Source organism: Brevibacterium sp. K11IcPPYGO002, assembly GCF_050920635.1.
GTDB lineage: Bacteria > Actinomycetota > Actinomycetes > Actinomycetales > Brevibacteriaceae > Brevibacterium.
In genome coordinates, this window is the sequence record NZ_CP131929.1 from 2,651,489 (window position 1) to 2,675,136 (window position 23,648).

The window sequence follows — 23,648 nt, forward strand, 5'->3', positions numbered from 1 at the left end:
GGCAGACCGGGTGCAGTGGTTCACGGAATCCGCTGCGATATGACCTTCGACACTCCGTCGCCGTGCATCGTCACGCCGTAGAGGGCGTCGGCGATCTCCATGGTCCGCTTCTGGTGGGTGATGACGATGAGCTGCGAGGAGTCCTGGAGCTCCTTGAACACCGTGAGCAGCCGCGAGAGGTTGAGATCGTCGAGGGCCGCTTCGACTTCGTCCATGACGTAGAACGGGCTCGGCCGGGCCTTGAAGATCGCGACCAGCATGGCCACGGCGACCAGCGACCGCTCGCCGCCGGAGAGCAGAGACAGGCGTTTGACCTTCTTGCCGGCCGGGCGGGCGTGGACGTCGACGCCGGTGGTGAGCATATCGTTCGGATCGGTCAGGCTCAGTGCGCCCTCACCACCGGGGAAGAGACGGGAGAAGATGTCCTCGAACTCCCGCGCCGTGTCCGCATAGGCGTCGGCGAAGACGCGTTCGACGTGCCGGTCGACCTCCTCGACGAGCTGCATGAGGTCCTTGCGCGAGGATTCGATGTCCGCGATCTGCTTCTCGAGGAACTGATGCCGTTCCTTCAGCGCCTCGTACTCCTCGAGCGCGAGCGGATTGACCGTGCCGATGCGTTTGAGCTGGGAGGCCGCCTGCTTCTGCCGTTTCTCCACCTCGGCGCGCACATACGGACGATCCTCGACGTCCTCATCGAATGACGGGACGGGCAGATGCGGCCCGAATTCGTCGATGAGGCGGTCGATGCCCAAGCCCGTCTCCTCTTCGGACCGGTGTGCGATCTCCTCGAGTCTCAGCCTGAATCGCTCCTTCGCCAGTTCCGCCTCGGCGGCGGCGTCCTTGAGCTTCTGCAGCTGGGTTCGCGTCGACCCCAATTCCTCGCCGAGGCGGCCCTTCTCTTCACGCAGACCGCCGCGTTCGTCGACGAGGACCTGGATCGCCTCACCGAGTTCGGCCACCGTGGAGGTGGCCAGCTCGGCGGCGTCGGCCGCCGTCTCGGCGATGAGCTGCACCGAGGCGGCCGCGCGCTTCTTCTTCGCGATCGCGCGCTGCGTCTGCTCCCGCGCCGCTTCTTCGGCCTTCGCCGCTCGCAGGAGGGAGTCGACCCGGTCGCTGAGGAACCGGGCCCGGTCGGCAGCCGACCGGTGGCTGATGCGGGCTTCGACGAGATCGTCCGAGGCCCGGGCGACCTGGGCGCTGAGTTCGTCCCGGGCAGCGGTGTCGACGACTTCGTCGACCTCGGCGGCGGACGCCAGTGCCGCCGCGGCCGATTGGGAGTCGCGTTCTGCGGCGGTCAGGCGGGCGTCGAGTTCGGTGGCGTTCTCCTGCGCGCGCTGCAGTCGAGTGCGGGCCACGCCGATCTCACCGGTGATGCGAGAGACCTCCTCGGCGGCGGCCATGATCTTCGCATCGGAGGAGTGGAGAGCGTCGAGCGCCGCGGCCGATTCCTCTCGCGCTGCGCTCAAGCGCGGTTCGAGTTCCTGCAGGGACGCGTCGAGCTTGCCTGCCCGGTCCTCGAGGTCGGTGATCTGGGACCGGGTGTCCTCGAGCGCGGTCTGTGAGGCTAGGCGTGTGCCCGAGGCGGTGCGGGCCCGGCTGATGCGGGTCGCGGTGAGCACTTCCCCGGCGACGGTGACGGCGGTGAGTTCCGGTCGGGATTCGGTCAGCTCGATTCCGGTGCGCGCGTCGGGGACGCAGACGACTCCGTGCAGGGCCCGGGCTACCAGATTCCGCAGTTCGGGGACGTCGCTGTCGACGACCTCGGAGAGCCAGCGCAGGTCGCCCAGGGCAGGCAGCTCCGGCAGCGCCTCGAGGGCACTTCCACCGCCCTTCCCGGTCGCTGATTCGACCCCAGCGGGGATCGTCAGTGACACGTTCGTGTCCTCGCCGAGGTGGTCGAGCACTGCCAGCGCCACGTCGCTGTCATCGACGATGACGCCGGAGACCGTGGTCGACAGCGCGGCGGCCGCGGCCATTTCGAAGCCGTGGTCGACGCTCAGCCGTTCGGTCACCGCGGTGCGCACCCCCGGCAGTTCGGCGTTGACGATGTCGTCGAGGTCGGCTTCCAAGGCGGTGCCCAGGGCCAGGGCCTCCGCACGAGCCTTCGCCGAGGACAGTTCGGACGCGACCTGTGCCCGCTGCTCCTGCAGGCCGGTGCGTTCGGTCTCCAGCTTCTCGAGGCTCTCCTGCGCCGCCACGTACGCGGAGTCGAGTTCGGTCTCACCGGCTTCGACGTCCTCGACTCCGGTCTCCGCGGTTTCGAGGTCCCTGCTGCGCTCGGCGATGCGGGCGGTGACGGTGTCGATCTCCGCGCGGTTGGCTTCGATCCGGGTCCTGAGGTCGGTGATCCGCTCGGCCGCCTGGGTCTGCTTGGACTGCAGGGCCGAGCGGTTCTTCACCGCTTCGGTGATGGCGATCTGTGCGGCCTTGACCTCGTCTTCGGCGCTGCGCAGCGCCTGGGTGAGCTCGTCCTTCCGCTGCTGGCTGGCCTCGAGCGCAGTCGTCCTCTCGGTCACGGCCTCTTCGGCCTCTGTGAGTTCGGAACGGTTGCGTTCGGCCTGGGCGCGCAGCTCTTCGGGTGACTTCGCTTCCCTCTGCCCCAAGCTCGTGACTTCCGAGAGCAGGTGGGAGCGTTTGTCCTCGGCCCGTCGGCTCAGTCCTTGAGCGCGCACGACTTGTGTCTGTGTCCGCGATTCGGCGGTGCGTTGGACGTCGAGTTCGGAGTCGAGTTCGGACAGACGGGCTTCGATCTCCGACAGCCGCGCCTCGGTGCGGGTGCGGCGGTGGTCGAGTTCGGTGATGCGGTCGCTGTGGTCTTCGCCCTCGCTCGTCGAGGCCAGGGAGGACTGCATCCGCACGGCATCGTCGGCGAGCAGCCTGGCCGTGGCGTCACGCAGGGTCGCCTGGACGGTCGCGGCCTTCGCGGCGGCTTCGGCCTGCCGCCCCAGGGGTCCCAACTGCCGGTTGAGTTCGGTGCGCAGATCGGTGAGCCGGTCGAGGTTCGTCTGCAGTCCGGTGAGTTTGCGGACCGCTTTGTCCTTGCGGCGGCGGTGCTTGAGCACCCCGGCGGCCTCTTCGATGAAGCTGCGGCGCTCGAGCGGGTCGGCATGGAGGATCGCATCGAGTCGGCCCTGACCGACGATGACGTGCATCTCCTTACCCAGGCCGGAGTCGTTGAGCAGCTCTTGGATGTCGAGCAGCCTGGCCGGGGCACCGTTGACGGCGTATTCGGATCCGCCGGTGCGGAAGAGGGTCCGCGAGATCGTCACCTCGGTGTAGTCGACGGGGATGGCTCCGTCGGTGTTGTCGATGGTCAGAGTCACCTCGGCGCGTCCCAGTGCCTGGCGTTTCGAGGTTCCGGCGAAGATGACGTCGTCCATCTTTCCGCCGCGCAGATTCTTCGCACCCTGCTCGCCCATCACCCAGGACAGGGCGTCGACGACGTTGGATTTGCCCGAGCCGTTGGGTCCGACGACGCAGGTGATCCCCGGCTCGAATCGGAGGGTCGTCGCCGAGGCGAAGGACTTGAATCCCCGCAGTGTCAGGCTTTTGAGATGCATATTGGCACCCAGCATATCCGCAGGCGGCGGCGAGATCCCGAATCTTTTGGTAGAGTTTCTCCTCGTGCGTGGACGACTGCGCATTTTTCCTCCGTAGCTCAGTTGGCAGAGCATTCGACTGTTAATCGAAGGGTCGCTGGTTCGAGCCCAGCCGGGGGAGCTGGGAAAGGCCCTGTCGTGACCGACAGGGCCTTTGCTTGTACCACTTGTCCGATGCAGTCCCGTCAAGGAAGGAACGCCGAGGCGGTGGCCCGTCCTCCACTGCTCCACCGAGGGCCTGCTCCGATCGGCTCATCACTATGAGCAGTGAACACTCAAAGACTCAAGAGCTCATCGAGCATCTGAAGAATCCGACGACCGCGCTCCGCCCTTTCAAACGTGAGGGCCTGGACAGGGTGGTCTTCTTCGCGGCCGGCATCCTCGCGGTCGCATTCGTCATCTGGGGCTTCGTCTCCCCCGAAAGCCTCGGCAATGTGGCGGGCACGCTGCTGACGGGCGTGATGGACAACTTCGGATGGCTCTTCGTCATCGCCGCCACGATCTTCACGATCTTCGTCATCGTCGTCGCGCTCAAGCGCTTCGGCCGGATCCCGTTGGGCCGTGACGATGAGAAGCCGGAGTTCAAGACCTCCTCGTGGATAGCGATGATGTTCGCCACGGGCATGGGCATCGGCCTCGTGTTCTCCGCGGTCGGCGAACCCCTGTTCTTCTACATGTCCCCTCCCCCGAACACTGTCGACGGCTCCACTCCTGAGGCGATGGGCACGTCCATGGGCACGACGCTGTTCCACTGGACCCTCTACCCGTGGGCGATGTATGCCATCGTCGGTCTCGGCGTGGCCTACGGTTCGTTCCGTCTGGGACGCTCACAGCTGTTCTCTTCGATGTTCACCCCGCTGTTCGGCGAACGCGCAGTCAACGGAATCGGCGGCAAGGTCATCAACATCCTTGCGATCCTCGCGACTCTGTTCGGCTCGGCCTGCTCGCTGGGTCTGGGCGCCATCCAGATCGGCGGCGGCATCGAGTCGGCGGGCGTCATGTCCGAGGTCTCCTCCCCGGTGCTCGTCATCATCATCGCGATTCTCACCGCTGCATTCGTCGTCTCCGCGGTCTCGGGTGTGGAGAAGGGCATCCAGTGGCTGTCGAACATCAACATGGTGCTCGCGGTCATCGTCGCCCTCATCGTCTTCATCGGCGGACCGACGCTGTTCATCCTCAACGTCGTCCCCTCCTCGGTGGGTTCGTTCATCCAGGATCTGCCCCAGTTGGCGTCCCGGACCGCCGCCGAAGGTCAGGGTGTCAACGAGTGGCTGTCGTCGTGGACGGTCTTCTACTGGGCCTGGTGGGTGTCATGGTCGCCCTTCGTCGGCCTGTTCATCGCCCGCATCTCCCGCGGACGCACCGTTCGTCAGTTCGTCACCGGTGTGCTCATCGTTCCCTCGGTCGTCTCGACCATCTGGTTCGCGATCTTCGGTGGGGGCGCCATCGGCATCCAGGAACGCGCCGAGCGCGGCGAAAGCACGGTCAAGGCGCTGGCGACGGTCGTCGACGGCGAACCGGACATCAACATGGACACGATCCTGTTCGACCTCCTCGGCGCTCTGCCGCTGCCGAACCTCATCGCGATCATCCTCATGATCGTCACGGTCGTCCTCATTGCGATCTTCTTCGTCACCGGCGCGGACTCCGCGTCGATCGTCATGGGCACCCTGTCGGCCAACGGCATGCAGGAGCCGGGCAAGGGCCTCGTCATCTTCTGGGGCACCGCGACCGGTGCCGTCGCTGCGGTCATGCTCTTGGCGGGCGGCAACGATCCCGCCGAGGCACTCGACGGACTGAAGAACATCACGATCGTCTCCGCCCTGCCGTTCGTCATCGTCATGCTGCTTTTGTGCGTGGCGGTCTGGAAGGACCTGTCGAAGGATCCGCTCATCATCCAGGAGCAGCTGGCCGCGCACGTGCTCGAGACCTCTGTGGCCACCGCGGTCGACGCGTACGACGGCGAGATCTTCGGACTCGAGACCTCGGAACTCCAGGTCGAGGACGAGGATGAGGATGCCGCCGGCGATTCGCGTGTTGACTCCAGCACCGAGTCGGCGGACAAGTCCACCACCAAGAGCTGACACCCCCAATTGCTACCTGACGGCGCCCCAGCAACCTGGCGCCAGGTTGCTGGGGCGCCGTCAGGTAGTTTGGAGGGGAGGAAGTTGCCGTATTCTCGTCGCCGAGGTGCGCGCCGGGTACGCACCGCCATCTCCGCGGCCGGCCAGAGGCATCCGTCACCGTTCGCGCCCAATCACCGCGTTGCATCGGTGCGATTTGCCGCGAACGGTGACGGATGCGCTCGCAGCTGTAGGACATGAGACCGTCGGTGCCCGATGCTTCCGGGAAGACAAACGCCTCCTGGTCGACAGATTCGCACCCCAGCCGGATAGGATGACGAATCGTGACGACATCGACGCTGCAGATTGCCCACAATGACCCGAGCGAAGGGCGGAGCCTGATCAGATGAACGTTGTCATCAGACGCGAGGGCAACATCTCGAAGTTCATCGGCTGGATGCTCGTCGTGATGGCCATTCTCGCGTTCATCACGGTGATCATCCTGGCGATCTTCGCCGAACCGGCACTTCTCCTCTTCCTCTTCGGCCCGGTCATCCTGCTCATCGGCGCCTGGGTGAACTTCCACATGGGTGCTCGTGCCCGACTCGAGATCACACCTGAGGAGTTCATCTGGTGCGGATTCACCGGCAGGCCCCGCCGGATTGCCTGGCGGGATCTCGACCGCATTCTCATCCCCGCGCCAGGGTCTCGCCCTCGGCTGGCAGCGGCCGCGCGGCTCAGAAACGGTCGGATCGTCGAGGTCGACTCGCTGTGGTTGTCTCCGACGAACCCTGCGAACATACTCACCCCGCCCGACCACGGCGAGGCGCAGAGAGCCCTCATCGACGGCCACAAAGCGTATCTCGCGAGGACGCCCTGGGCTCCATAGCGGGACAGCGTCCTGCCGAAGCCGACGATACCTGGTCGGTGTTCGTCGAGTTCATCCTCTTCGTGGCGCGCTGCCGCGGAGAGGCACTCGACGAGATCGATGATCGGTGCCAAGAACTCGAAGCACAGTCCGGGCGCTGCGCGTCTCAATGCGATGCTCGGCGACATCCTCAACGAACATGACTCCGTCGTATCCGAACTGCTGACACATTCGTCCTGAGCCGGCCGAATCCCGTCGCTGTCACATCCCCAACAGTGCCGGAATGGCGATCGGTCCGGCACCGAATGCAGTGATGACGGCAGCCAGCACCAACAGGAGCAGGTCGTATTCGGGACCACCCGCCGAGGCCCAGTACTTCGAGTGCCATTTGAAGACGTGCAGGCTCGTCGTGATGAGCATGAGCACGACCACGCCGAGACCGGCCCATTGAGCGAGGACGCCGGTGGCGAATGAGACTGCGGCGGCGAGCTCGGCGATGGCGACGAACCATGCGGTCGGAACGTTGAGCCCATCCGCCTCGGCGAACCGCGGAATATCCTTGGCCTTGACCATGAACTCGCGGACGAAAGCCACGGTCAGAACCGCCCTGACGAGCAGGAGTACGATCCCTGCAACGATCGTTGGAACCGTGAACATGAGCATTCCTCTCCGCCTGAGCACCGAGGTGGCGACTTCTCGCCCGAGTCTACGCTTCACTGCGTTGAAGCCGGAGGTCTCGACAGCCTCTCCTGCCCGGCATCCATCACCCTGAGTTTCATTGCTCCGCGCTGCAGCGGTGCATAATGCCCCTGCCGGTGACCGATGGACCGTTGCCTGTAGGACTTGCGGCGAAGGCGAGGGACTGCGAGCAACGGTGCGGGATGCTCTCGGCAGCTGGGGTGCAGCGCGCCGGAGATACGGAAACCAGGCCACCACAGCGACCTCATTCCTACCGGTACCGTGGGGCCTTCTGGCACACGGGGCAGTAGTGGGTTCCGCGCCCGCCGACGGTGATCTTGACGATCTCGGTCCCGCAGCGCACACATTCCTGTCCCCCGCGCCCGTAGACGAGCAGAGCCCGATCGAAATACCCGGATTCCCCGTTGACGTTGACGTAGAGAGCGTCGAAGCTCGTCCCGCCCACGGCCAGGGCGTCGCTCATCACTTTCGTTGCGGATTCGAGGACCGCGGTCAGGCGGCTCTTCCGTGTCCGTGTCGGCACCGCCAAGGGGTGGACCCCCGCCCGGAACAGCGCCTCGTCGGCGTAGATGTTTCCGATCCCGCTGACCAGCGTCTGGTCGAGCAGCGCGGCCTTGATCGCCGTGCGCTTCTTCTTAAGCTCCGCCACGACCCGTTCCGGATCGAACGCGGGTTCGAGCGGATCGGGGGCGATATGGATCGCCGAGGCGGGAACGAGGCGCCCGTACCCGTGGACGAGAGGTTGGACGCCGATATGGCCGAAGATCCGTTGGTCGACGAAGCGCAGTTCGCGGTCGCTGTCGAGGTGCAGAACCGCGCGCGTGTGCCGGTGGAGCTCCTCGCCGGGCGAATGGACGCGCAGCTGGCCGCTCATGCCCAGATGCACGAGGATGCCGAGCTCGGGCCTCGGCGGCGAGCAGGCCCCCGAGCCCGGCTCAGAGGCAAGCACAGTCCCCTCCCCCAGGCTCAGCCACATGAACTTCCCGCGCCGTTCGGCCTTGAGGATGTGCGCCCCGGTCACGGCCGAAACGAACCCGGAGACCGCGGACGGATCGATGCGCCGCTGGGACGTCGTGCCCAGAATTCGGGGGTCGGCCACCTCGGCGCCGGTGATCGTGGTTCCGGCCGTCCATTCGTCGACGCCGCGACGGACGCTTTCGACCTCGGGAAGCTCAGGCATCAGATGGGTGCCCCAGCAGAGCGCGAAGACCCGAGAAAGACCTCACGTACACGGTGAGTCTCAGCGCCGGTAGTCCGGGTAGATGGTGCGGATGGCTTTGACGGCCACCTCGGCGGCCGCGGCTTCGGCGGCCTTCTTCGAGGATCCGTCGCCGGCGCCCCAGTTGTTCGCCCCGAGCATTGCGGTGGCGGTGAAGACCATCGCATGGTCGGGCCCGGCCGAGGTGATCTCGTAGCTCACCGCACCGAGATCGAGGTCGGCAGCCGCTTCCTGCAGGGTGGTCTTGAAGTCCATCCCGGCACCGAGGTTGACCGCGTCGTCGAGCATTCCGTCGATGAGGCGGTGGACGAAGGCGAAGGCCTCTTCGCGTCCGCGGGAGACGAAGGTCGCGCCGATGAGGGCCTCGACCGTGTCGGCGAGGATCGAGTCCTTGTTCCGGCCTCCGGTCAGCTCCTCACCCTTGCCCAAAAGAATGTGCTCGCCGATGCCGTGTCGGCGGGCGATCGATGCCAGGGCGCGCGTGTTGACGACGGCCGAACGCATCTTGGCCAGCTGGCCTTCGGGCAGGTCCGGGTTGTCGTAGAACAGCGACTCGGTGGCGACGAGGCCCAGAACGGAGTCGCCGAGGAACTCGAGGCGCTCGTTGGTGGGGATGCCACCGGCCTCGAAGGCGAAGGAGCGGTGCGTGAGCGCGAGACGAAAAGTCTCGGGATCAATATCGATCCCGAGACTCTTCTTCAGTGCTGCTGTGGTGTCAGTGTCCACAGTCTCAGACGTCAGCGACCTTGCGGCCCTTGTACTCGAGGTACAGCGGGGTGCCGGCTGCGTCTTCGACGACCTTGGCCTGGTGGGGGCGCGAGTACACAACGCGACCGTTCTCCACAGTCTTGACCAGGTTCGGAGCCTTGGCCTTCCACTGCGAACGACGGTGGCGGGTGTTGCTGCGCGACAATTTACGCTTCGGAACAGCCACGTCTAGCTCTCTTTCTTCTCTTCCAACAGATTCTTCAATGATGCGAACGGCGATTCGGATTCGTCCTCGTCCACCTCGAGGTCTTCCCCCAGGGTGTAGCTGAACTCCTCGCTCTCATCCCGCGAGGGATTGAACGGCAGAGCCATCACGACGGCGTCTCTGATCGCGGGCTCGAGGTCGAGCTGATCCCGGTCGATGACGTAGGAGTCCTCGTCCCCTTCGGCCTGCTCATAGACGTACATCTCCTGGATGTCCACATCTATAGGCAGCTCGATGGGTTCGAGCGTCCTCGCGTCTTCGCCGCGGGCCGTCGCCGAGACTGTGCCCGACACGTAGATTCCCTCCGACACACTCTCGAACATCAGCTCGAGCGTCAGTGGTGAACCTTCCGCAACCCCGATCACTTCGATCTTGAGATCCGCTGGAGCCGACAAGGTGGTGTTCACCCGTTCCCACTCACCCGGATGACCGAGCAATCCCATGGATCTGAGATCATAGACGAATTCAGATCTGTCCTTCATGCCCTGTCCTCCTGGTGCGTTTGAGGATGTCGCTCCTGCGTTCACACGCGACTCACCATTCTAATCATTGTCAGCGGTCATTACCAATCGGTCCTCATCGGCCGTGCAGGTGTTCCTCGTCACCATCGTTCGTGATGATTGCGCCAGGTCACTGCCCCGGCGATGAGGAGCAGCGCTCCGGACATCGTGAATACGATCCCGGAGCCGGCGACGATCGTCAGCGCCGAGGCGGCCGAGGGGATCGCGACCTGGCTGAGTCGGTTGCCCGCCAGGCGGATCGAGAGCACCGCGGCCCGATTCTTCGCATCGGCCAGCGCGGACACCCACGACATGGTCAGCGGCTGGGTGAGCCCGAAGCAGAATCCCGCGACCGCGAGCAGCACCCCGAGCGTCCACGGTTGGCTGAACACGGGGATGAGGACGACGCTGATGCCGGCTATCGCCGAGGCGGTCCACAGCAGAGACAGGTCCCGCCACCTGGCCGTGAGGCTTCCGATGAAGAGCCGTGAGACCACCGAGGCCAGGGTGCGCAGGGCGAGCAGCCAGGTCACCGTGGTCACGGACAGTCCGTTCTGCTGCCCGATGAGCGGCAGGTAGGCGGTCATCAGATCGACGGCGGCGAGCGTGGCCATGGACGCGAAGATCGCCGGTTTCATCCCCCGGATCGACAGGAGCGCCCACGGCGTCTGCGCCCCTTCGGCCGCCTCGGCCCGGGAGACGTGCGGAGTCCTGCCGCGGAGCATGACGATGACGGCGGCGATGAGGGTGAGCGCGGAGACCGCGGTCATGAACCACAGGGCGTTCGTGATGTGTGCCTGCCCGGAGGTCGCGTCGGCGACCATTCCCGCCAGGGGCAGTCCGATGGTCTGCCCGATCGAGACGCCGAGGGTGAGGTGGCCGAACTTCGATGTCATCTGGGCCGCCGGGAAACTCTGCGGGATGAGCGCTTGGGAGGCGACCGTGGTCAGCAGCTGTCCGACGCCGAGGCTCATCGTGGCGACCAGCAGCACGCCGAGGTTGGGGGCCATGGCCGCGAGCGCGACGGGCAGGACGGACAGCACGGTTCCCGTCCACAGCACCGCGGTGGCGTAGCCCCGATCGACGAGGCGGCCGATGAAGAGGGCGGTGAGCAGTGGGACGAGCGAGTACACGGCCGTCATCAGACCGAGGACGAACCCCGTTCCGCCGAGTTCGAGGGTGCGGTAGGAGATGAGGACGCGGACGCCGTTGTAGGTGGCGTGCGCGAGCACGGTATGGATGACGAGGCCGGGAAACCACGCCCGGTTGGCTGGAGTCGCCGCGCCCATCCCTCAGCGAGCGCCGTCGCCGGGAATGTCTCCCCGCAGGGCGTCGAGCACCGAGGTGGGGACGAGGCCTTCGATGTCCCCGCCGCCTCCGTGGACTTCCTTGATGAGTGAGGAGGAGACGTGTTCGAACTTCGGGTCGCCGGGGACGAAGATCGTCTCGAGCTCGGACAGGTGTTTGTTCATCAGCGCCATCGGCAGTTCGTAGGCGAAGTCGGTGCCCGAGCGCAGGCCTTTGACGACGGCGGGGGCGCCGATTCTCGTGCAGTAGTCGACGAGGAGGCCTCCGGAGACGAGATCGATCGTGATGTTCTGTGCGCCCTGAGTGCGTTCGTCCTCGGTCAGGGATCGACGGATGAGGTCCGCGCGGACCTCCGGGTCGAAGCGACCGGACTTCGAAGGATTGTGGACGACCGCAACGACGACCTCTTCGAACATCCGAGAGCTGCGGGCGATGATATCGAGATGACCCATGGTGATCGGGTCATAGGAACCGGGGCAGACGACCTTCATGCCCTCATCGTATCGTCTGCCCCGATCAGGCGCGTGTGGTCTCGGGGTGTGAGCGCTCGAGCCGAACGGCCCTGCGCGCCCGCACCACAGTGCAGACCACTGCGACGAGGACCGAGGCGACGAAGAAGATCCCCGAGTGAGCCAACTGGATCGCGACTACCGTACCGGTCGGAGTGCCGCTGAAGAGCGCACCGTTGACTGCAGAGTAGATCAGAGTCAGGACCACTGCGATCGCACTGACTGCCACGAACCACCAGAACTGTCGCGCCGCCCGCGACTCGTCGCGGGTCTTCGTCGGCACAAGCAGCACGATGGCCAGCGCCAGGGTGAAGGCGATGATGTAGATGATGCCGAACCAGACCATGATCACCGCCCACGCGACCATGACGAAACACGCGCCCAGGAGTCCGATCACAATGCCTGCGACGGTGAAGAGCCAGGCCCTTGTGGCAAAGGACCAGTAACTCGAACTCGTTCGCACAGTCACGGGCACCTCCGTCCGGAATGAAGCAACGTTGCCTGTTTCTACGGTACGCCATATCCGGACGTGAGGACTCAGCCGCCTTCGCGCAGAACCCCGGAGCCGCCTGCGGAAGTGATGGCCTACTGCGTCCGCTTGCGCAGTCGCAGCCACTGGTCGTCGGCGGGCGACTCATCGTCGTGGCCTCTGACGAGCCGAGCGTCGAAACCGTCACCGGGCCCGTGCAGTCGGGAGGCGGCCTCGGCCATGATCCGCGCGACGATGGCCAGGGAACGGGGCTCGTCACCGGCGGCGACCGCCTCGGCGAGTTTGCGGTGGCTGTCGACGAGATCGCACCGGACCTCGTAGCCGCGCTTATCGGACAGCGACAGCAGCCGGGTGTGCACCATCGAGACCTTCATGAGGTCGGTCAGCCGCGCCGATCCGGAGCACGCGACGATCGAATGGTGGAAGTTGAGGTCGGCGTCGCCGATCGTGCGCGCGACGTTGTCCTCGATGGCGTGCTCGAGCTCTCGCAGCGCCGTACCGATCCGTGACGTGGACCGACCCTGCCTGATGACGAGCTTGACCGCCTGCGATTCGATGGCCTCGCGCACGGCATAGACATCGTCGATATCGGCGGTGCGCATCCGCCTCACATGTACACCTCGCCCCGGAGCATGGGTCATCACGCCTTCGCTGATGAGTCGCTGCAGGGCCTCCCGCAGAGACGGCCGTGACACCTCGAGCAGCTCGGCCGTGCGCACTTCGTTGATCGACTGACCGGGCTCGAGCGACCCGGAGTAGATGGCGTTGCGGATCTGGTCGACGATGAGGTCGATCGTCGAGGCCCGGACCACTTTGCGCAGCACCGGCAGCTCGGAAGTAGGAGAATTCGTCACGGTCACGATCATATAACGTTGTCAGACAGTGTGACATTCGGACAACATGAGTATTGAATACTGTTCCAGAGACGCACGTCACGTTGATGTGTCGACGTTCAAGGAAGGAACAGCATATGAAACTCAAAGGACTGGCCGCCGCGACTTCGATCCTCGCGCTGACGCTCACACTGGGTGCCTGCGGCGGAAGCGACTCGGACAAGTCGACTCTGCAGAAGGCCATCGACGACGGAAAGATCACGGTCGGCTTCGCCGGTGAGGCCCCATACAGCTTCGAAGAGGGCGGTGAGCTCCAGGGCGCCTCCGTCTCCCTGGCGAAGGCCGTGTTCAAGGAGCTCGGCGTCGACGACGTCGAAGGCGTCAACACCGAATTCGGATCCCTCATCCCCGGTCTCAACGCCGATCGCTTCGACGCGATCTCGGCCGGTATGTCGATCCTGCCCGACCGCTGCGAGCAGGCCGCCTTCGGCGATCCCGAGTTCATGTACACCACCGCCCTCATGACCAAGGAGGGCAAGCTCGACGGCATGAAGAACCTCGACGACGTCAAGGACAAAGGCGTCAAGCTCGCCACCATGACCGGCGCCATCGAGTCCGACTATGCGAAAGACCTCGGCATCAAGACCCAGCAGGTCGGCACCCCGCAGGACGGCATGGACGCAGTGACCACCGGTCGCGCCGACGTCTTTGCGCTGACCGCCATCTCGCTCAACTGGATGGCGAAGAACAACGCCGATGCCGGTGTCGAAGTCAGCGAATCCTTCGTCCAGGAGATCGACGGGGTCCCGCAGGTCGGTGCCGGCGCCACAGTCTTCCGCACCGATGACGACGAACTCCGCGACGAGTGGAACAAGGGGCTGGACAAGATCATCTCCGACGAGGACGCCTACCTCGACGCTGTCGGCGACTACGGGTTCACGGCCGAGGAGCGCCCCGACGGTTCGATCACGACCGATCAGCTGTGCAAGGGCGAACTTCCCACCGCTGACTCCTGAGTCGGCACCTCCTCCAGCACCATGAACGACAACATCACGACGTTGCTGAACTTCCTCCCACAGCTGTGGGAGGGAGTTCAGACAACCATCATCCTCACGGTTCTCGGCAGCATCGGGGCCGTGCTCATCGCCCTCATCCTCGGTCTGACGATGACCTCGCCGAGTGCCTGGCTGCGCATCCCGGCGCGCATCATCGTCGAATTCTTCCGCGGCACCTCATTGCTCGTCCAGCTGTTCTGGCTGTTCTACGTGCTGCCGCTCCTCGGCGCCGACCTCGACCCCATGGCCTGTGGCATCGGCGCGCTGGCGCTCAACTACGGAGCCTATTCCGCCGAGGTGGTCCGGTCCTCCATCAAGACCGTGGCCCCCGGGCAGTGGGAAGCCGCGATCGCACTCAGCCTCTCCCCCACCCGCCGGATGATCCGTGTGATCTTCCCGCAGGCCTGGGCGCTCATGATCCCTTCGATCGCAACCCTGCTCATCCAACTCCTCAAGGGCACGGCGGTCGTCTCCTTCATCACTCTCTCCGACCTCACCGACAAGGTCGGCCAGCTGCGCCAGTCGACCGGTGACACGATGTTCGCGTTCTCGATCGGTCTCCTCATCTACTTCGTGCTGGCCTGGCTGCTCCAGGAATTCATGAACTTCCTCGAACGCAGGGCCACAGCTGCGCTGGGTCGCAGGCGCCCGAACTCGCGCACCGAACGTCGCGACGCCAGGCGTGCGGCTCGCGCCGATGCCGTGCGCCGCGACCGGCTCGCCTCGCACGCTGCAGCGAATGAGGGTGCCAACCACGGCACCGGCACGGATCCCACCAAGGGACCCTTCTCCGGTCAGGGAGGCAACCTGTGATCTGGAACTGGGAATTCGCCGCCGAAGCGCTGCCGATCCTGCTGCGCGGGTTCGTCAACACGCTCATCGCCACCGTCGTCGGCACCGTCATCGCCGCGATCCTCGGCCTCATCCTCGCCGTAGCCATCCGCGGACTGCCGCGGTGGATCAACTGGCTCGTCCGTCTCATCGTCGCGTTCATCCGCAACACCCCGCTGGTCGTCCAGCTGCTGTTCGTCTACTACGCGTTCTCGGACATCCCGGGGCTCGTAGATATCCCGGCTCTCGTCGTCGGCTTCATCGTCATCGGCATCCACTATTCGACCTACATGTCCGAAAGCTACCGAGCCGGAATCGATGCGGTGCCGCCGGGACAGTTCGAGGCGGCCACCGCCCTGTCGCTGCCGCCGGTGCGCACGTTCACCGCGATCGTGCTCCCGCAGGCGCTGCGAGCGACGATCCCGTCGCTGGGCAACTACGCGGTCGCGATGTTCAAGGACACACCGTTCCTGTTCGCGATCTCCGTCGTCGAGCTCGTCACGGCTGCGAAGGAGTTCGGCGGTTCGACCTTCGCCTACACGGAAGCCTTCACGCTGGCCGGAATCATCTTCCTCGCCGCCAGCTACCCGACCTCACTGCTCATTCAGAGATTGGATCGACGCCTTGCCACCTACTGAGAACACCCCAGCCACATCGCCCAACCCCGGCACACCGGCGATCGAGTTCACCGACGTGGAGAAGAGCTTCGGTCCGACCACCGTGCTCAAGAATCTCAACTTCACGGTCGCTCCCGGCGAACGCGTCACCCTCATCGGACCCAGCGGTTCGGGCAAGACGACGATCCTGCGCCTGGTGATGACACTTGAAGAACTCACCGGCGGATACATCTTCGTCGACGGTCAGCCGCTGACGTTCGAAGAGCGCGACGGCAAGCGGGTCGAGCTGCCGAAGAAGCGCACCCGTGAGATGACCACGCGCATCGGCATGGTCTTCCAGCAGTTCAACCTGTTCCCGAACATGACCGTGCTCGAGAACATCATCGAAGCCCCCGTCCACGTGCTCGGCAAGTCCAAGGCCGACGCGACCAAAGAAGCCAAGGAGCTGCTCGAACGCGTGGGCCTGGCCGACAAGGCCGAGGCGCACCCGACTCGCCTCTCCGGCGGTCAGCAGCAGCGTGTGGCGATCGCCCGGGCCCTGGCGATGAACCCGGAGATCCTCCTCCTCGACGAGGTCACCTCGGCGCTCGACCCGGAACTCGTCGGCGACGTGCTCGAAGTGCTGCGCGATATCGCCGAGACCACGGACATCACGATGCTGCTGGTCACCCACGAGATGCAGTTCGCCCGCGACGTCTCACACCGGGTGATGATGTTCGACGGCGGTCAGGTGCTCGAGGAGGGTCCGCCGGATCAGATCTTCAACAACCCGCAGCACGAACGCACCCGCAAGTTCCTCTCGAGCGTGCTCTGAGCCCTGAAACTTCAGTGCCAGCTTGGTGAACCTGCAGCAGCTTGGTCCCTGCGCCGAGCTGCTGCAGGTTCACCAAGCTGATAGATCAGTCCGCCTCGCCGGCGAGCTGGACGAAGTGGATCGCGGTCTCGCCGAAGGTCTTCGCGCGGAAGACTTCGAGTCCGTCGGGCATCGTCGGCTCCGGCGAGCGCGCGGCACGTTCGACGACGACGATGGACTCCATGTCCAAGTGCGTGCGCAGACGCCTGAGGATCTGCGTGACAGCGTCTTCCCCCAACGGGTAGGGCGGGTCCATGAACACGAGGTCGAAGACCCGCGACTCCGGATTCTCCGGTCCGGGCAGCCCGGCGAGGAAGTGGAGCACATCCCCGGCGTGGACTGTCGCGGAGTGGTCGAGGCCGAGCTTGTCCGCATTGGCCTGCAGCGAGCGGATCGAAGCGAGCGAGGAATCGACGAAGTCGACCTGTGCGGCTCCCCGCGACATCGCTTCGAAGCCCAGCCCTCCGGAACCGGCGAAGAGGTCGAGGACGTTCGCGGCCGGCACGACCCCGTAGCCGTCGAGCATGGAGAACAGGGACTCCTTGACCCGGTCGGACGTCGGTCGGGTGTTCGCCCCCGACGGTGACGACAGTCTGGCGCCCTTGTGTGCTCCGGCGATGATTCTCATGTCTGCCTCCTCAGCCTGCCTCGATGAAGTGCGCGTCGTCCTCGGGCAGGACGCGCCTGATGAAGGCCTTGAGCGCGGGCACCGCCTCGAGGGTGGGGTCGACGGCGACGATCTGCTCGGCGATCGTCTTCGCTTCGGCGACCATCTCGGAGTCGCGGAGGATGGACAGATGCCGCAGCGAGGATCCGCCCCATTGGGAGCCGCTGAGCACATCGCCTTCGCCGCGGGAGTCGAGGTCGTATTCGGCCAGGGCGAAACCGTCGAGCGTCTCGGCCACGGCCTGCAGCCGTCCATAGCTCTCGTCCTCAGCGCTCATCTCGGTGAGCAGGAAGCACATGGCGGAGCTGCCGTCACGGCCGACGCGTCCGCGCAGCTGGTGCAGCTGTGCGACACCGAAGTTCTCGGCTTCGATGATGACCATCATCGTCGCCCGCGCCACGTCGACGCCGACCTCGATGACCGTCGTCGAGACGAGGATCTCGATGTCGCCTCCGACGAAGTCCGCAAGCACCCGGTCCTTCTCCGCCGTCGACATCCGCCCGTGCAGCAGACCGAACGTCAGACCAGCCAATTCCGGGGTCTCAGACAGCTTCCGCGTGATGTCCTCGATGCCCTGCTTCTGTCCGACGACGTCCCCGGATTCCGGATCCTCGATGTCCGTCGGTTCGATTCGCGGGAAGACGACGAAGACTCCCTTCCCCGCCTCGACGGTCTGCCGCATGCGCTCCCGCACCCGGACGTACCATGCAGGATGGTCGACGATCGGCACCACATGAGTGGCGATGTCCTTCGGACCGGCCGGCATCTCCTTCAAAGTCGAGATGTCGAGGTCGGCGAAGACCGTCATCGCCACGGTGCGCGGGATCGGCGTCGCCGACATCACGAGCGTATGCGGGGTCGTGTCCCCGCCCTTGGCCCGCAGCGCTTCCCGCTGTTCGACACCGAACCGGTGCTGTTCGTCGACGACGATGAGGCCGAGGTCGGAGAACATCGTCGACTCCGACAGCAGCGCATGCGTGCCGACGACGAGGTCGATGTTGCCGGCGACGAGGTCGAGGGCGAGTTCGCGACGCTCCTTCGCCGGCATCGACCCGGTCATCAGCGCCACTGTCACCTGATCATCATCGGACAGCAGCGGAGACAGCGCCATCTGCTCGTCGAGGAAAGTCTGGATCGAATGGAAATGCTGAGTGGCGAGCACCTCGGTGGGTGCGAGCATGGCGGCTTGGGCGCCGGAATCGACCGCGGTGAGCATGGCCCGCAGCGCCACGAGGGTCTTACCGGAGCCGACATCACCGTGGAGGAGCCGGTGCATCGGCCGGTCCGCGGCCATGTCCTCAGCGATCTCCTCACCCACTCTGATCTGGGATGCGGTGAGAGTGAAGGGCAGGTCTGCATCGAAGCGGCGACTCTTCGCGCCTTGGGTCAGCAGCGGTGTCGCCTTCTCGTCAGCCAGCTTCGCCTTTCGGGCGGCGAACTCGGTCTGCAGGGCGAGCGCTTCTTCCCACTTCCACCGCAGCCGGGCCCGCTCGACGTCATCGATCGTCCGCGGCCGATGCATGTCCTCCAGCGCGGTGCGCAGATCCGGCAGCTCATGAGCGTCCCGCAGCCCCTTCGGCAGCGGATCCTCGAACTCCTCGGGACCGGCGACGGTGAGCAGGGTCTTGATCGAACTCCACAGCCGGGACTGCGCGATCTTCTTCACGGCCGGGTAGATGGGGAACGGCGAGTTGAGGTCCTCGGGAGTCCACTCATGGTCATCCTCGGTGCGGTTGAGCCACACCGGAGACGCCAGGGTCAGCTGCCCACGGAACGATTCCACCTTGCCGCCGAAGACGACGGTCAGTCCCGGCTTCAGCGCCTTCCCCAACCAATGCTGGTTGAAGAAAGCGATCTTCATCGACTGTGTTCCGTCATGGACGATGACTTCGGTGATCGTGCCTTTCCGCTGCTTCATCCGCCGCGTCTCGACCTTGATGACTTCGGCCTGGATGATCGCGGTCTCACCCAGCGGCAGATCTCCGAGCTCCGTGTGCTCCCCCGGCACGAGGTAGCGACGGGGAAAGAAGCGGAAGAGGTCGGTGACCGAATGGACCCCACGCTGGGCCAGGTTCTTCCGATCGGCCGGCCGGAAGTTGTCTTCGAGCCGGGTCCTCATTCGACCCCCATGATCACGAGCACCCCGGAGTCTCGGGCAGCGATGTCCTGGAAGTGGACGGTCTCATGTGACTTCTGGATCCAGTCCCGCAGATGGTCGAGCACTTCGGGTGCGCAGTCGGGTCCGTAAACGACGGTGAGCAGCTCTCCCCCGGCCCCGAGCAGCCGATCGGCGAGCTTCTCGACCAAGGTCCGCAGCTCCGTGCTCTGGGTCTTCGCGCGGCCTTCGATGAAGACCCGGTAGAACTGCGCCGGATGAGCCGCCACCGCCGTGCCCCCGCTCGGGCCAGCACCCGTGCCCGGAACCGCGCCCGCGCTCTCCTCGGCAACGACCGGCAGCATGCCGGTCGGCGGGTCGGAGGCGAGCTGATCGGCCGAATAGATCGTGCCCACTCTCGTGCCCGCGGCGGCTTCGGTCATGTCCGCGAAGATCTCCGCCGCCGGAGCGAAGGGATCGTAGACGGCCAGTGCCGAGAGCAGGGTGCCGACGTTGCGGGAGCGCACGACATGCGCGCCCAGCCCGGTCAGGGACTTCAGCGCCGAGGTGGAGCCGGGGATGACGATGACCTCCCGGTCCTCGGCGGCGATGAGTTCGGACATCGTCTCGAACAGGTCCCCCACCTCCGGAGTCAGCGCCGTGGCTCCGTTGAGCGCAGTGTGCATGAGCAGCCCCGTGCCCTTGACCAGGGCGATGAGCTTCGTCTCCCCTTCCTGCTCGTGCATCCGCAGGTCTTCCATATCGAGCCGGGCGATCCCATATTCGCCGAGGCGGTCGATGACGGTCGCGGCGGTCGTCTCGTCGGCGACGTGGACGTGGACCTTGGCCGCGTTGATGACGATCGAGGTCCCGCCGAGGCGGTCGAGATCCTCGGCGAGCGAGTCCGCGGGGGTATCAGCGAGGATGGCGACGATCTCGAGTTCGTCCGCGGTGGCTTCGTGGATGATCTTCGGTGCGCGGGCCACCTCGGCGAGCATCGAATCCTGCGGGGTGCGGCCGGTGACGGTGGCGTAGAGGAGGTCGAAGAGTTCGACGATTCCCGTCGATCCGGCGTCGACGACCTCGGCCTCGCGCAGCACGGTGAGCTGTCCGGTGGTCTCCCGCAGGGCCGACCGGGAGCGTTCGCGCACGGCCGCGATGACGTCGATCAGCTCGGCTCCGTCGTCGGCGCGCTCGCGGGCCTCGGTGGCCATGGCGTCGAGCACGGTGAGCATGGTGCCGTCGACGGGGCGGGCGACGGCGGCCCGGGCCCGGTCGGAGGCGGTCTCCAGGGCGGTGGCCATGGCGTCGGCGGTGGCCACGGTGACCCCGGCCAGGGCATCGGCGACTCCCTGCAGGGCGACGGCGAGGATGAGTCCGGAGTTGCCGCGGGCGCCGCGTCCGGCTCCGGCGGCGAGTGCGGCGACGACCTGGGGGAGGGTGACGGGTCCGGTGAGCTCTTCGACGGCGAGGTAGGCGGCGCGCAGGGTGTGGTACATATTCGTGCCCGTGTCGCCGTCGGGGACGGGGAAGACGTTGAGCTCGTCGATCTCGGTGCGCTCCTTGCGCAGCCGGTCGACCGCGCGGCGGGCCCAACGCGCGGCCAGACGACCGTTGAGGCTGATGGCGTTGCTCATGTCACATCCCGAAATGGCTGAAACCGCTCGCCGGCACGGGGGTGCCGTCGAGGCTGACATCGTCTCCGGTGCGGATCGCTCCGATTCTCCGCCAGCCTACTCCAGGGTCCTGACGCGACGGCGCCGACGCGGCGAAGCCGTGGTCTTCTCCCCCGTCGAGGACCCAGGTCAGTGCCAGATCCTCCGTCGTCGTGGCCGTACCGGCCGTACCGTTCGCATCGCCTGGCCCACTCGCCGCTCGGGCGTCGAGCACGAATTCGGCCGCCGGCAGCAGCGGGTCGATGAGGTCGCGGAGCAGGGCCGACTCGAGGTCGATTCCCACCCCCGAGGCGGTCGCCACCCGGGCGAGATCGAGGCTGAGCCCGTCGGAGACATCGATCATCGCCGAGGCTCCGATCGTGCGCAGTGCCCCGTAGTCGGGCCGTGGCGCCAGTTGGGTCTCGATGAGGGAGCGGAGCTCAGGTCCGACGGCGTCGCGTCGCGCTCCGGCGAAGAGCAGGTCGAGCCCGGCGGCCGCTCGCCCGACCGTCCCGGCCAGGTAGAGCGCGTCTCCGGGTTGGGCACCGGAGCGCAGGATCTCGTGGTCCTCGTCCACCGTCCCGAGCGCGGTGATGGCGATGACGATCAGGCTCGACGAGGACAGATCCCCGCCGATGATCGGCACGGTGCAGTCCAAAGCCGTCCCCGCTCGTGCCGCTTCGTCGATGAGACCGGCGTACAGGGCCTCGAGGCAGGCGATGTCCGTGTCATCGGGAACGGCCAGGGAGACGAGCAGTCCGTGCGGGGTCGCACCCATGGCGCAGACGTCGGCGAGGTTCTGGGCCGCTGCCTTGACTCCGAGCCGCCCCCAGTCCAACCACTCACGAGTGAAGTCCTCGTTCTCCACGAGCATGTCCGCCGTCGAGACGAGCCGACCGTCCGGTGCGGTCACGGCCGCATCGTCTCCGGGTCCGACGATCACGTGCGTGCTGCTGGGATTGCGGGTGAGCACGCGGGAGATGATGTGTGATTCGCCAAGTTCGGACAGTCGGGTCATGGCTCCAGGTTATCGGGCGATACGGTAGTCCTATGAGATCTCGCTCTGCTTCGACGCGCCGTAACGCCCAACCCGCGCACCGTCGTCGTTCTCTCACCGTCGTCGCATTGGCCACGGTGCTCACCGGACTCGCAGTCACCGGGTGTTCGCGCACCGTCATCGTCGAACCGGCCGAGGACGCGGCGAATCCGAAGTGTGCCGACATCATGCTCACCCTGCCCGATGAGATCTCTGGTCAGAAGGCTCGCACGACCTCTTCGCAGGGCACGAAGGCCTGGGGAGATCCCAATGTCGCGGTGCTGCGCTGCGGAGTCACTCCTCCCGGCCCGACGACCGATCAGTGCGTGAGCGTGTCCGGGGTCGACTGGATCTCGAAGCCGGTGGACGACGACGATTCGACGTGGAGGTTCACCAGCTACGGTCGCACACCGGCCGTCGAGGTGCTCGTCAACCGCAAGGCCGAGTCCGGCAACGATGTGCTCGCCGCGATCTCACCGACACTGTCGAAGATCCCGCCGGAGCACGAATGCGTCGGCGCGGAGGACATCACCGACTAGAGCCTGCCCGCCGCGGACGCGATTGCGCCGCGGCGGGCGCCTCACTTCGCGCGGGAGTGGTCGATCAGGGCGATCGAGATGAGTTCGCCGATGAGTTCGGAGTAGTCGAGTCCCGACTGCGCCCACATGAACGGGTACGCCGAGGTGGGGGTGAACCCGGGCAGGGTGTTGAGTTCGTTGATGACGACGTCTCCGGTGTCCGTGACGAAGGTGTCGACGCGGGCGAGTCCGGTGCAGTCGAAGAGGCGGAACACCGAGGCGGCCAGCTCCCGAACCCGGGCCGTCACCGTCTCGTCGAGGTCGGCCGGACACGTGACCTCAGCGGCGGCGAGGTCGAGGTACTTGGCATCGAAATCGTAGAAGGAATGATCTCCGCTCACGCGGATCTCCCCCGGTGCGGACACGCGCAGCTCCGTGTCATAGACGGAACCGAGCACGGCGCATTCGACCTCACGGCCGCTGACTTCGGGTTCGACGATGACTTTGGAGTCGTGTTCGAAGGCACCGAGCAGGGCGGCTTCGAGGTCGGCGGCCTCGGCGACCCGGCTGACTCCCATGGACGATCCGGCGCGGGCGGGTTTGACGAAGACGGGCAGGCCGAGCCCAGCCACACGGTTCTCCGCCTCGGCGCGGTCTGCGGCCCACATCGTCTCGGTCACAAGCTCCCACGGGCAGGTGGGGATGCCGGCCTGAGCCATGAGCGACTTCGTGAAGTGTTTGTCCATGCTCGCAGCGGAGGAGAACACTCCGGAGCCGACGAACGCCGTGTCGCTGAGTTCGAGCAGTCCCTGCAGGGTTCCGTCCTCACCGAAGCGTCCGTGCAGGAGAGGGAAGAACACGTCGACCGCACCCAGTTCGGTGTAGGTGCCCTCGGCATCCCGGTGCAGCAAAGGAGCCCCGTCGGCGGAGACCGGAGGAATCACCTCGGTGCCGTTGTCCGTGACTTCGGGCATGGCTTCGGGATCGAAGCGCATGCTCGCCCAGTCGTCGACGACTCGCCACACGCCGGTCTTCGTGATGCCGATCGGCAGGACGTCGAAGGCCTGGGAGTCGATGGCACCGATCACTCCGGCCGCGGTGACGCAGCTGACGGAGTGCTCACTCGAACGGCCTCCGAAGAGGACTGCGACACGGGGCCGGTGATCGTTGTCTGCCATGAGTTTCCTTTGAACTGGTACTCCCGCGCACTGGGACCGGACACGGGGTGCGCACAGAAGGTCAGGTGTGCGCGGACTGAAA

At 65.8% G+C, this 23,648-nt stretch carries 22 protein-coding genes and 1 tRNA gene; 8 read left to right on the forward strand and 15 right to left on the reverse strand.

Translation table 11 applies throughout. From position 1 onward, the window contains the following. Window positions 1-20: 20 nt before the first annotated feature. On the reverse strand, window positions 21-3,560 hold the full coding sequence (smc, locus tag QYM46_RS12025) for a chromosome segregation protein SMC (RefSeq protein WP_432789106.1): 3,540 nt from the start codon (window positions 3,558-3,560) through the stop codon (window positions 21-23). An 87-nt stretch (window positions 3,561-3,647) separates the two neighbouring features. Between smc and QYM46_RS12030 the strand changes: the two genes are divergently transcribed. The 3 genes from QYM46_RS12030 to QYM46_RS12040 all read left to right on the forward strand — a co-directional run bounded on the left by QYM46_RS12030 (window position 3,648) and on the right by QYM46_RS12040 (window position 6,551). Continuing rightward, window positions 3,648-3,720, forward strand: a tRNA-Asn gene (locus QYM46_RS12030). 139 nt (window positions 3,721-3,859) lie between these two features. Next, window positions 3,860-5,683 carry a BCCT family transporter gene (locus QYM46_RS12035; protein WP_432789107.1) on the forward strand — a complete coding sequence of 608 codons (1,824 nt, stop codon included), beginning with the start codon at window positions 3,860-3,862 and terminating at the stop codon, window positions 5,681-5,683. A 385-nt stretch (window positions 5,684-6,068) separates the two neighbouring features. Then, complete coding sequence (locus tag QYM46_RS12040; RefSeq protein WP_432789108.1) at window positions 6,069-6,551, forward strand: hypothetical protein; 483 nt, start codon at window positions 6,069-6,071, stop codon at window positions 6,549-6,551. Between the two features lie 240 nt (window positions 6,552-6,791). Here QYM46_RS12040 and QYM46_RS12045 read toward each other — a convergent pair whose 3' ends face one another. The 9 genes from QYM46_RS12045 to QYM46_RS12085 form a co-directional block, all read right to left on the reverse strand. After that, window positions 6,792-7,187 carry a DoxX family protein gene (locus QYM46_RS12045; protein WP_432789109.1) on the reverse strand — a complete coding sequence of 132 codons (396 nt, stop codon included), beginning with the start codon at window positions 7,185-7,187 and terminating at the stop codon, window positions 6,792-6,794. Between the two features lie 292 nt (window positions 7,188-7,479). Continuing rightward, on the reverse strand, window positions 7,480-8,409 hold the full coding sequence (gene mutM, locus QYM46_RS12050) for a bifunctional DNA-formamidopyrimidine glycosylase/DNA-(apurinic or apyrimidinic site) lyase (protein WP_432789110.1): 930 nt from the start codon (window positions 8,407-8,409) through the stop codon (window positions 7,480-7,482). A gap of 60 nt (window positions 8,410-8,469) precedes the next feature. Continuing rightward, on the reverse strand, window positions 8,470-9,174 hold the full coding sequence (rnc, locus tag QYM46_RS12055) for a ribonuclease III (RefSeq protein ID WP_025777329.1): 705 nt from the start codon (window positions 9,172-9,174) through the stop codon (window positions 8,470-8,472). A 4-nt stretch (window positions 9,175-9,178) separates the two neighbouring features. Beyond that, window positions 9,179-9,382, reverse strand: coding sequence for a 50S ribosomal protein L32 (gene rpmF, locus QYM46_RS12060; RefSeq protein ID WP_025777330.1), 204 nt, complete (start codon window positions 9,380-9,382; stop codon window positions 9,179-9,181). Window positions 9,383-9,384: 2 nt separating this feature from the next. Continuing rightward, the gene (locus tag QYM46_RS12065; RefSeq protein ID WP_248278923.1) at window positions 9,385-9,948 is read right to left on the reverse strand and encodes a YceD family protein; all 564 of its coding nucleotides are present in this window, start codon (window positions 9,946-9,948) and stop codon (window positions 9,385-9,387) included. A 74-nt stretch (window positions 9,949-10,022) separates the two neighbouring features. Continuing rightward, on the reverse strand, window positions 10,023-11,210 hold the full coding sequence (locus tag QYM46_RS12070) for an MFS transporter (protein ID WP_169252690.1): 1,188 nt from the start codon (window positions 11,208-11,210) through the stop codon (window positions 10,023-10,025). A 3-nt stretch (window positions 11,211-11,213) separates the two neighbouring features. Beyond that, a complete protein-coding gene (gene coaD, locus QYM46_RS12075; protein ID WP_169252691.1) occupies window positions 11,214-11,720 on the reverse strand; it encodes a pantetheine-phosphate adenylyltransferase in 507 nt (168 codons plus the stop codon). 25 nt (window positions 11,721-11,745) lie between these two features. After that, the gene (locus tag QYM46_RS12080; protein ID WP_432789111.1) at window positions 11,746-12,207 is read right to left on the reverse strand and encodes a hypothetical protein; all 462 of its coding nucleotides are present in this window, start codon (window positions 12,205-12,207) and stop codon (window positions 11,746-11,748) included. A gap of 116 nt (window positions 12,208-12,323) precedes the next feature. Then, window positions 12,324-13,082 carry a GntR family transcriptional regulator gene (locus tag QYM46_RS12085; protein ID WP_432789112.1) on the reverse strand — a complete coding sequence of 253 codons (759 nt, stop codon included), beginning with the start codon at window positions 13,080-13,082 and terminating at the stop codon, window positions 12,324-12,326. 116 nt (window positions 13,083-13,198) lie between these two features. Here QYM46_RS12085 and ehuB point away from each other — a divergent pair, with 116 nt between their 5' ends. Genes ehuB through ehuA form a run of 4 tightly spaced genes read left to right on the forward strand, consistent with a single transcriptional unit; the run spans window position 13,199 to window position 16,378 of the window. Then, window positions 13,199-14,077 carry an ectoine/hydroxyectoine ABC transporter substrate-binding protein EhuB gene (gene ehuB, locus QYM46_RS12090; protein WP_169252694.1) on the forward strand — a complete coding sequence of 293 codons (879 nt, stop codon included), beginning with the start codon at window positions 13,199-13,201 and terminating at the stop codon, window positions 14,075-14,077. Window positions 14,078-14,098: 21 nt separating this feature from the next. Further along, window positions 14,099-14,929: an ectoine/hydroxyectoine ABC transporter permease subunit EhuC gene (gene ehuC / locus QYM46_RS12095; protein WP_432789113.1), complete on the forward strand. Its 831-nt coding sequence runs from the start codon at window positions 14,099-14,101 to the stop codon at window positions 14,927-14,929. Further along, window positions 14,926-15,585: an ectoine/hydroxyectoine ABC transporter permease subunit EhuD gene (ehuD, locus tag QYM46_RS12100; RefSeq protein ID WP_169252696.1), complete on the forward strand. Its 660-nt coding sequence runs from the start codon at window positions 14,926-14,928 to the stop codon at window positions 15,583-15,585. The genes ehuC and ehuD overlap by 4 nt, the downstream gene beginning before the upstream one ends. Beyond that, window positions 15,572-16,378 (forward strand): ectoine/hydroxyectoine ABC transporter ATP-binding protein EhuA, encoded by an 807-nt coding sequence (gene ehuA, locus QYM46_RS12105; RefSeq protein WP_169252697.1) that lies wholly within the window; start codon window positions 15,572-15,574, stop codon window positions 16,376-16,378. Before ehuD ends, ehuA begins: the two co-directional genes overlap by 14 nt. An 85-nt stretch (window positions 16,379-16,463) precedes the next feature. Here ehuA and rsmD read toward each other — a convergent pair whose 3' ends face one another. Genes rsmD through thiL form a run of 4 tightly spaced genes read right to left on the reverse strand, consistent with a single transcriptional unit; the run spans window position 16,464 to window position 21,852 of the window. After that, a complete protein-coding gene (gene rsmD / locus QYM46_RS12110; protein ID WP_432789115.1) occupies window positions 16,464-17,045 on the reverse strand; it encodes a 16S rRNA (guanine(966)-N(2))-methyltransferase RsmD in 582 nt (193 codons plus the stop codon). A 10-nt stretch (window positions 17,046-17,055) separates the two neighbouring features. After that, window positions 17,056-19,203, reverse strand: coding sequence for an ATP-dependent DNA helicase RecG (locus tag QYM46_RS12115; RefSeq protein WP_169252699.1), 2,148 nt, complete (start codon window positions 19,201-19,203; stop codon window positions 17,056-17,058). Further along, window positions 19,200-20,816 carry a DAK2 domain-containing protein gene (locus QYM46_RS12120; RefSeq protein WP_432789116.1) on the reverse strand — a complete coding sequence of 539 codons (1,617 nt, stop codon included), beginning with the start codon at window positions 20,814-20,816 and terminating at the stop codon, window positions 19,200-19,202. The genes QYM46_RS12115 and QYM46_RS12120 overlap by 4 nt, the downstream gene beginning before the upstream one ends. A gap of 1 nt (window position 20,817) precedes the next feature. Then, complete coding sequence (thiL, locus tag QYM46_RS12125) at window positions 20,818-21,852, reverse strand: thiamine-phosphate kinase (RefSeq protein ID WP_432789117.1); 1,035 nt, start codon at window positions 21,850-21,852, stop codon at window positions 20,818-20,820. A gap of 32 nt (window positions 21,853-21,884) precedes the next feature. Between thiL and QYM46_RS12130 the strand changes: the two genes are divergently transcribed. Next, the gene (locus tag QYM46_RS12130; RefSeq protein ID WP_169252702.1) at window positions 21,885-22,409 is read left to right on the forward strand and encodes a DUF3515 domain-containing protein; all 525 of its coding nucleotides are present in this window, start codon (window positions 21,885-21,887) and stop codon (window positions 22,407-22,409) included. Window positions 22,410-22,450: 41 nt separating this feature from the next. Here the strand turns inward: QYM46_RS12130 and QYM46_RS12135 are convergent, their stop codons facing one another. Then, on the reverse strand, window positions 22,451-23,566 hold the full coding sequence (locus QYM46_RS12135; protein WP_432789118.1) for a D-alanine--D-alanine ligase family protein: 1,116 nt from the start codon (window positions 23,564-23,566) through the stop codon (window positions 22,451-22,453). Window positions 23,567-23,648 lie beyond the last annotated feature (82 nt).

Bases quoted from the DNA above. Each gene is read 5' to 3' on its own strand.
- QYM46_RS12135 (WP_432789118.1), bottom strand. From the start codon at position 23,566: ATGGCAGACAACGATCACCGGCCCCGTGTCGCAGTCCTCTTCGGAGGC.
- smc (WP_432789106.1), bottom strand. From the start codon at position 3,560: ATGCATCTCAAAAGCCTGACACTGCGGGGATTCAAGTCCTTCGCCTCG.
- mutM (WP_432789110.1), bottom strand. From the start codon at position 8,409: ATGCCTGAGCTTCCCGAGGTCGAAAGCGTCCGTCGCGGCGTCGACGAA.
- QYM46_RS12040 (WP_432789108.1), top strand. From the start codon at position 6,069: ATGAACGTTGTCATCAGACGCGAGGGCAACATCTCGAAGTTCATCGGC.
- ehuB (WP_169252694.1), top strand. From the start codon at position 13,199: ATGAAACTCAAAGGACTGGCCGCCGCGACTTCGATCCTCGCGCTGACG.
- QYM46_RS12120 (WP_432789116.1), bottom strand. From the start codon at position 20,816: ATGAGCAACGCCATCAGCCTCAACGGTCGTCTGGCCGCGCGTTGGGCC.
- rsmD (WP_432789115.1), bottom strand. From the start codon at position 17,045: ATGAGAATCATCGCCGGAGCACACAAGGGCGCCAGACTGTCGTCACCG.
- ehuC (WP_432789113.1), top strand. From the start codon at position 14,099: ATGAACGACAACATCACGACGTTGCTGAACTTCCTCCCACAGCTGTGG.
- coaD (WP_169252691.1), bottom strand. From the start codon at position 11,720: ATGAAGGTCGTCTGCCCCGGTTCCTATGACCCGATCACCATGGGTCAT.
- thiL (WP_432789117.1), bottom strand. From the start codon at position 21,852: ATGACCCGACTGTCCGAACTTGGCGAATCACACATCATCTCCCGCGTG.
- QYM46_RS12070 (WP_169252690.1), bottom strand. From the start codon at position 11,210: ATGGGCGCGGCGACTCCAGCCAACCGGGCGTGGTTTCCCGGCCTCGTC.
- QYM46_RS12035 (WP_432789107.1), top strand. From the start codon at position 3,860: ATGAGCAGTGAACACTCAAAGACTCAAGAGCTCATCGAGCATCTGAAG.
- QYM46_RS12130 (WP_169252702.1), top strand. From the start codon at position 21,885: ATGAGATCTCGCTCTGCTTCGACGCGCCGTAACGCCCAACCCGCGCAC.
- QYM46_RS12045 (WP_432789109.1), bottom strand. From the start codon at position 7,187: ATGTTCACGGTTCCAACGATCGTTGCAGGGATCGTACTCCTGCTCGTC.
- QYM46_RS12115 (WP_169252699.1), bottom strand. From the start codon at position 19,203: ATGAGGACCCGGCTCGAAGACAACTTCCGGCCGGCCGATCGGAAGAAC.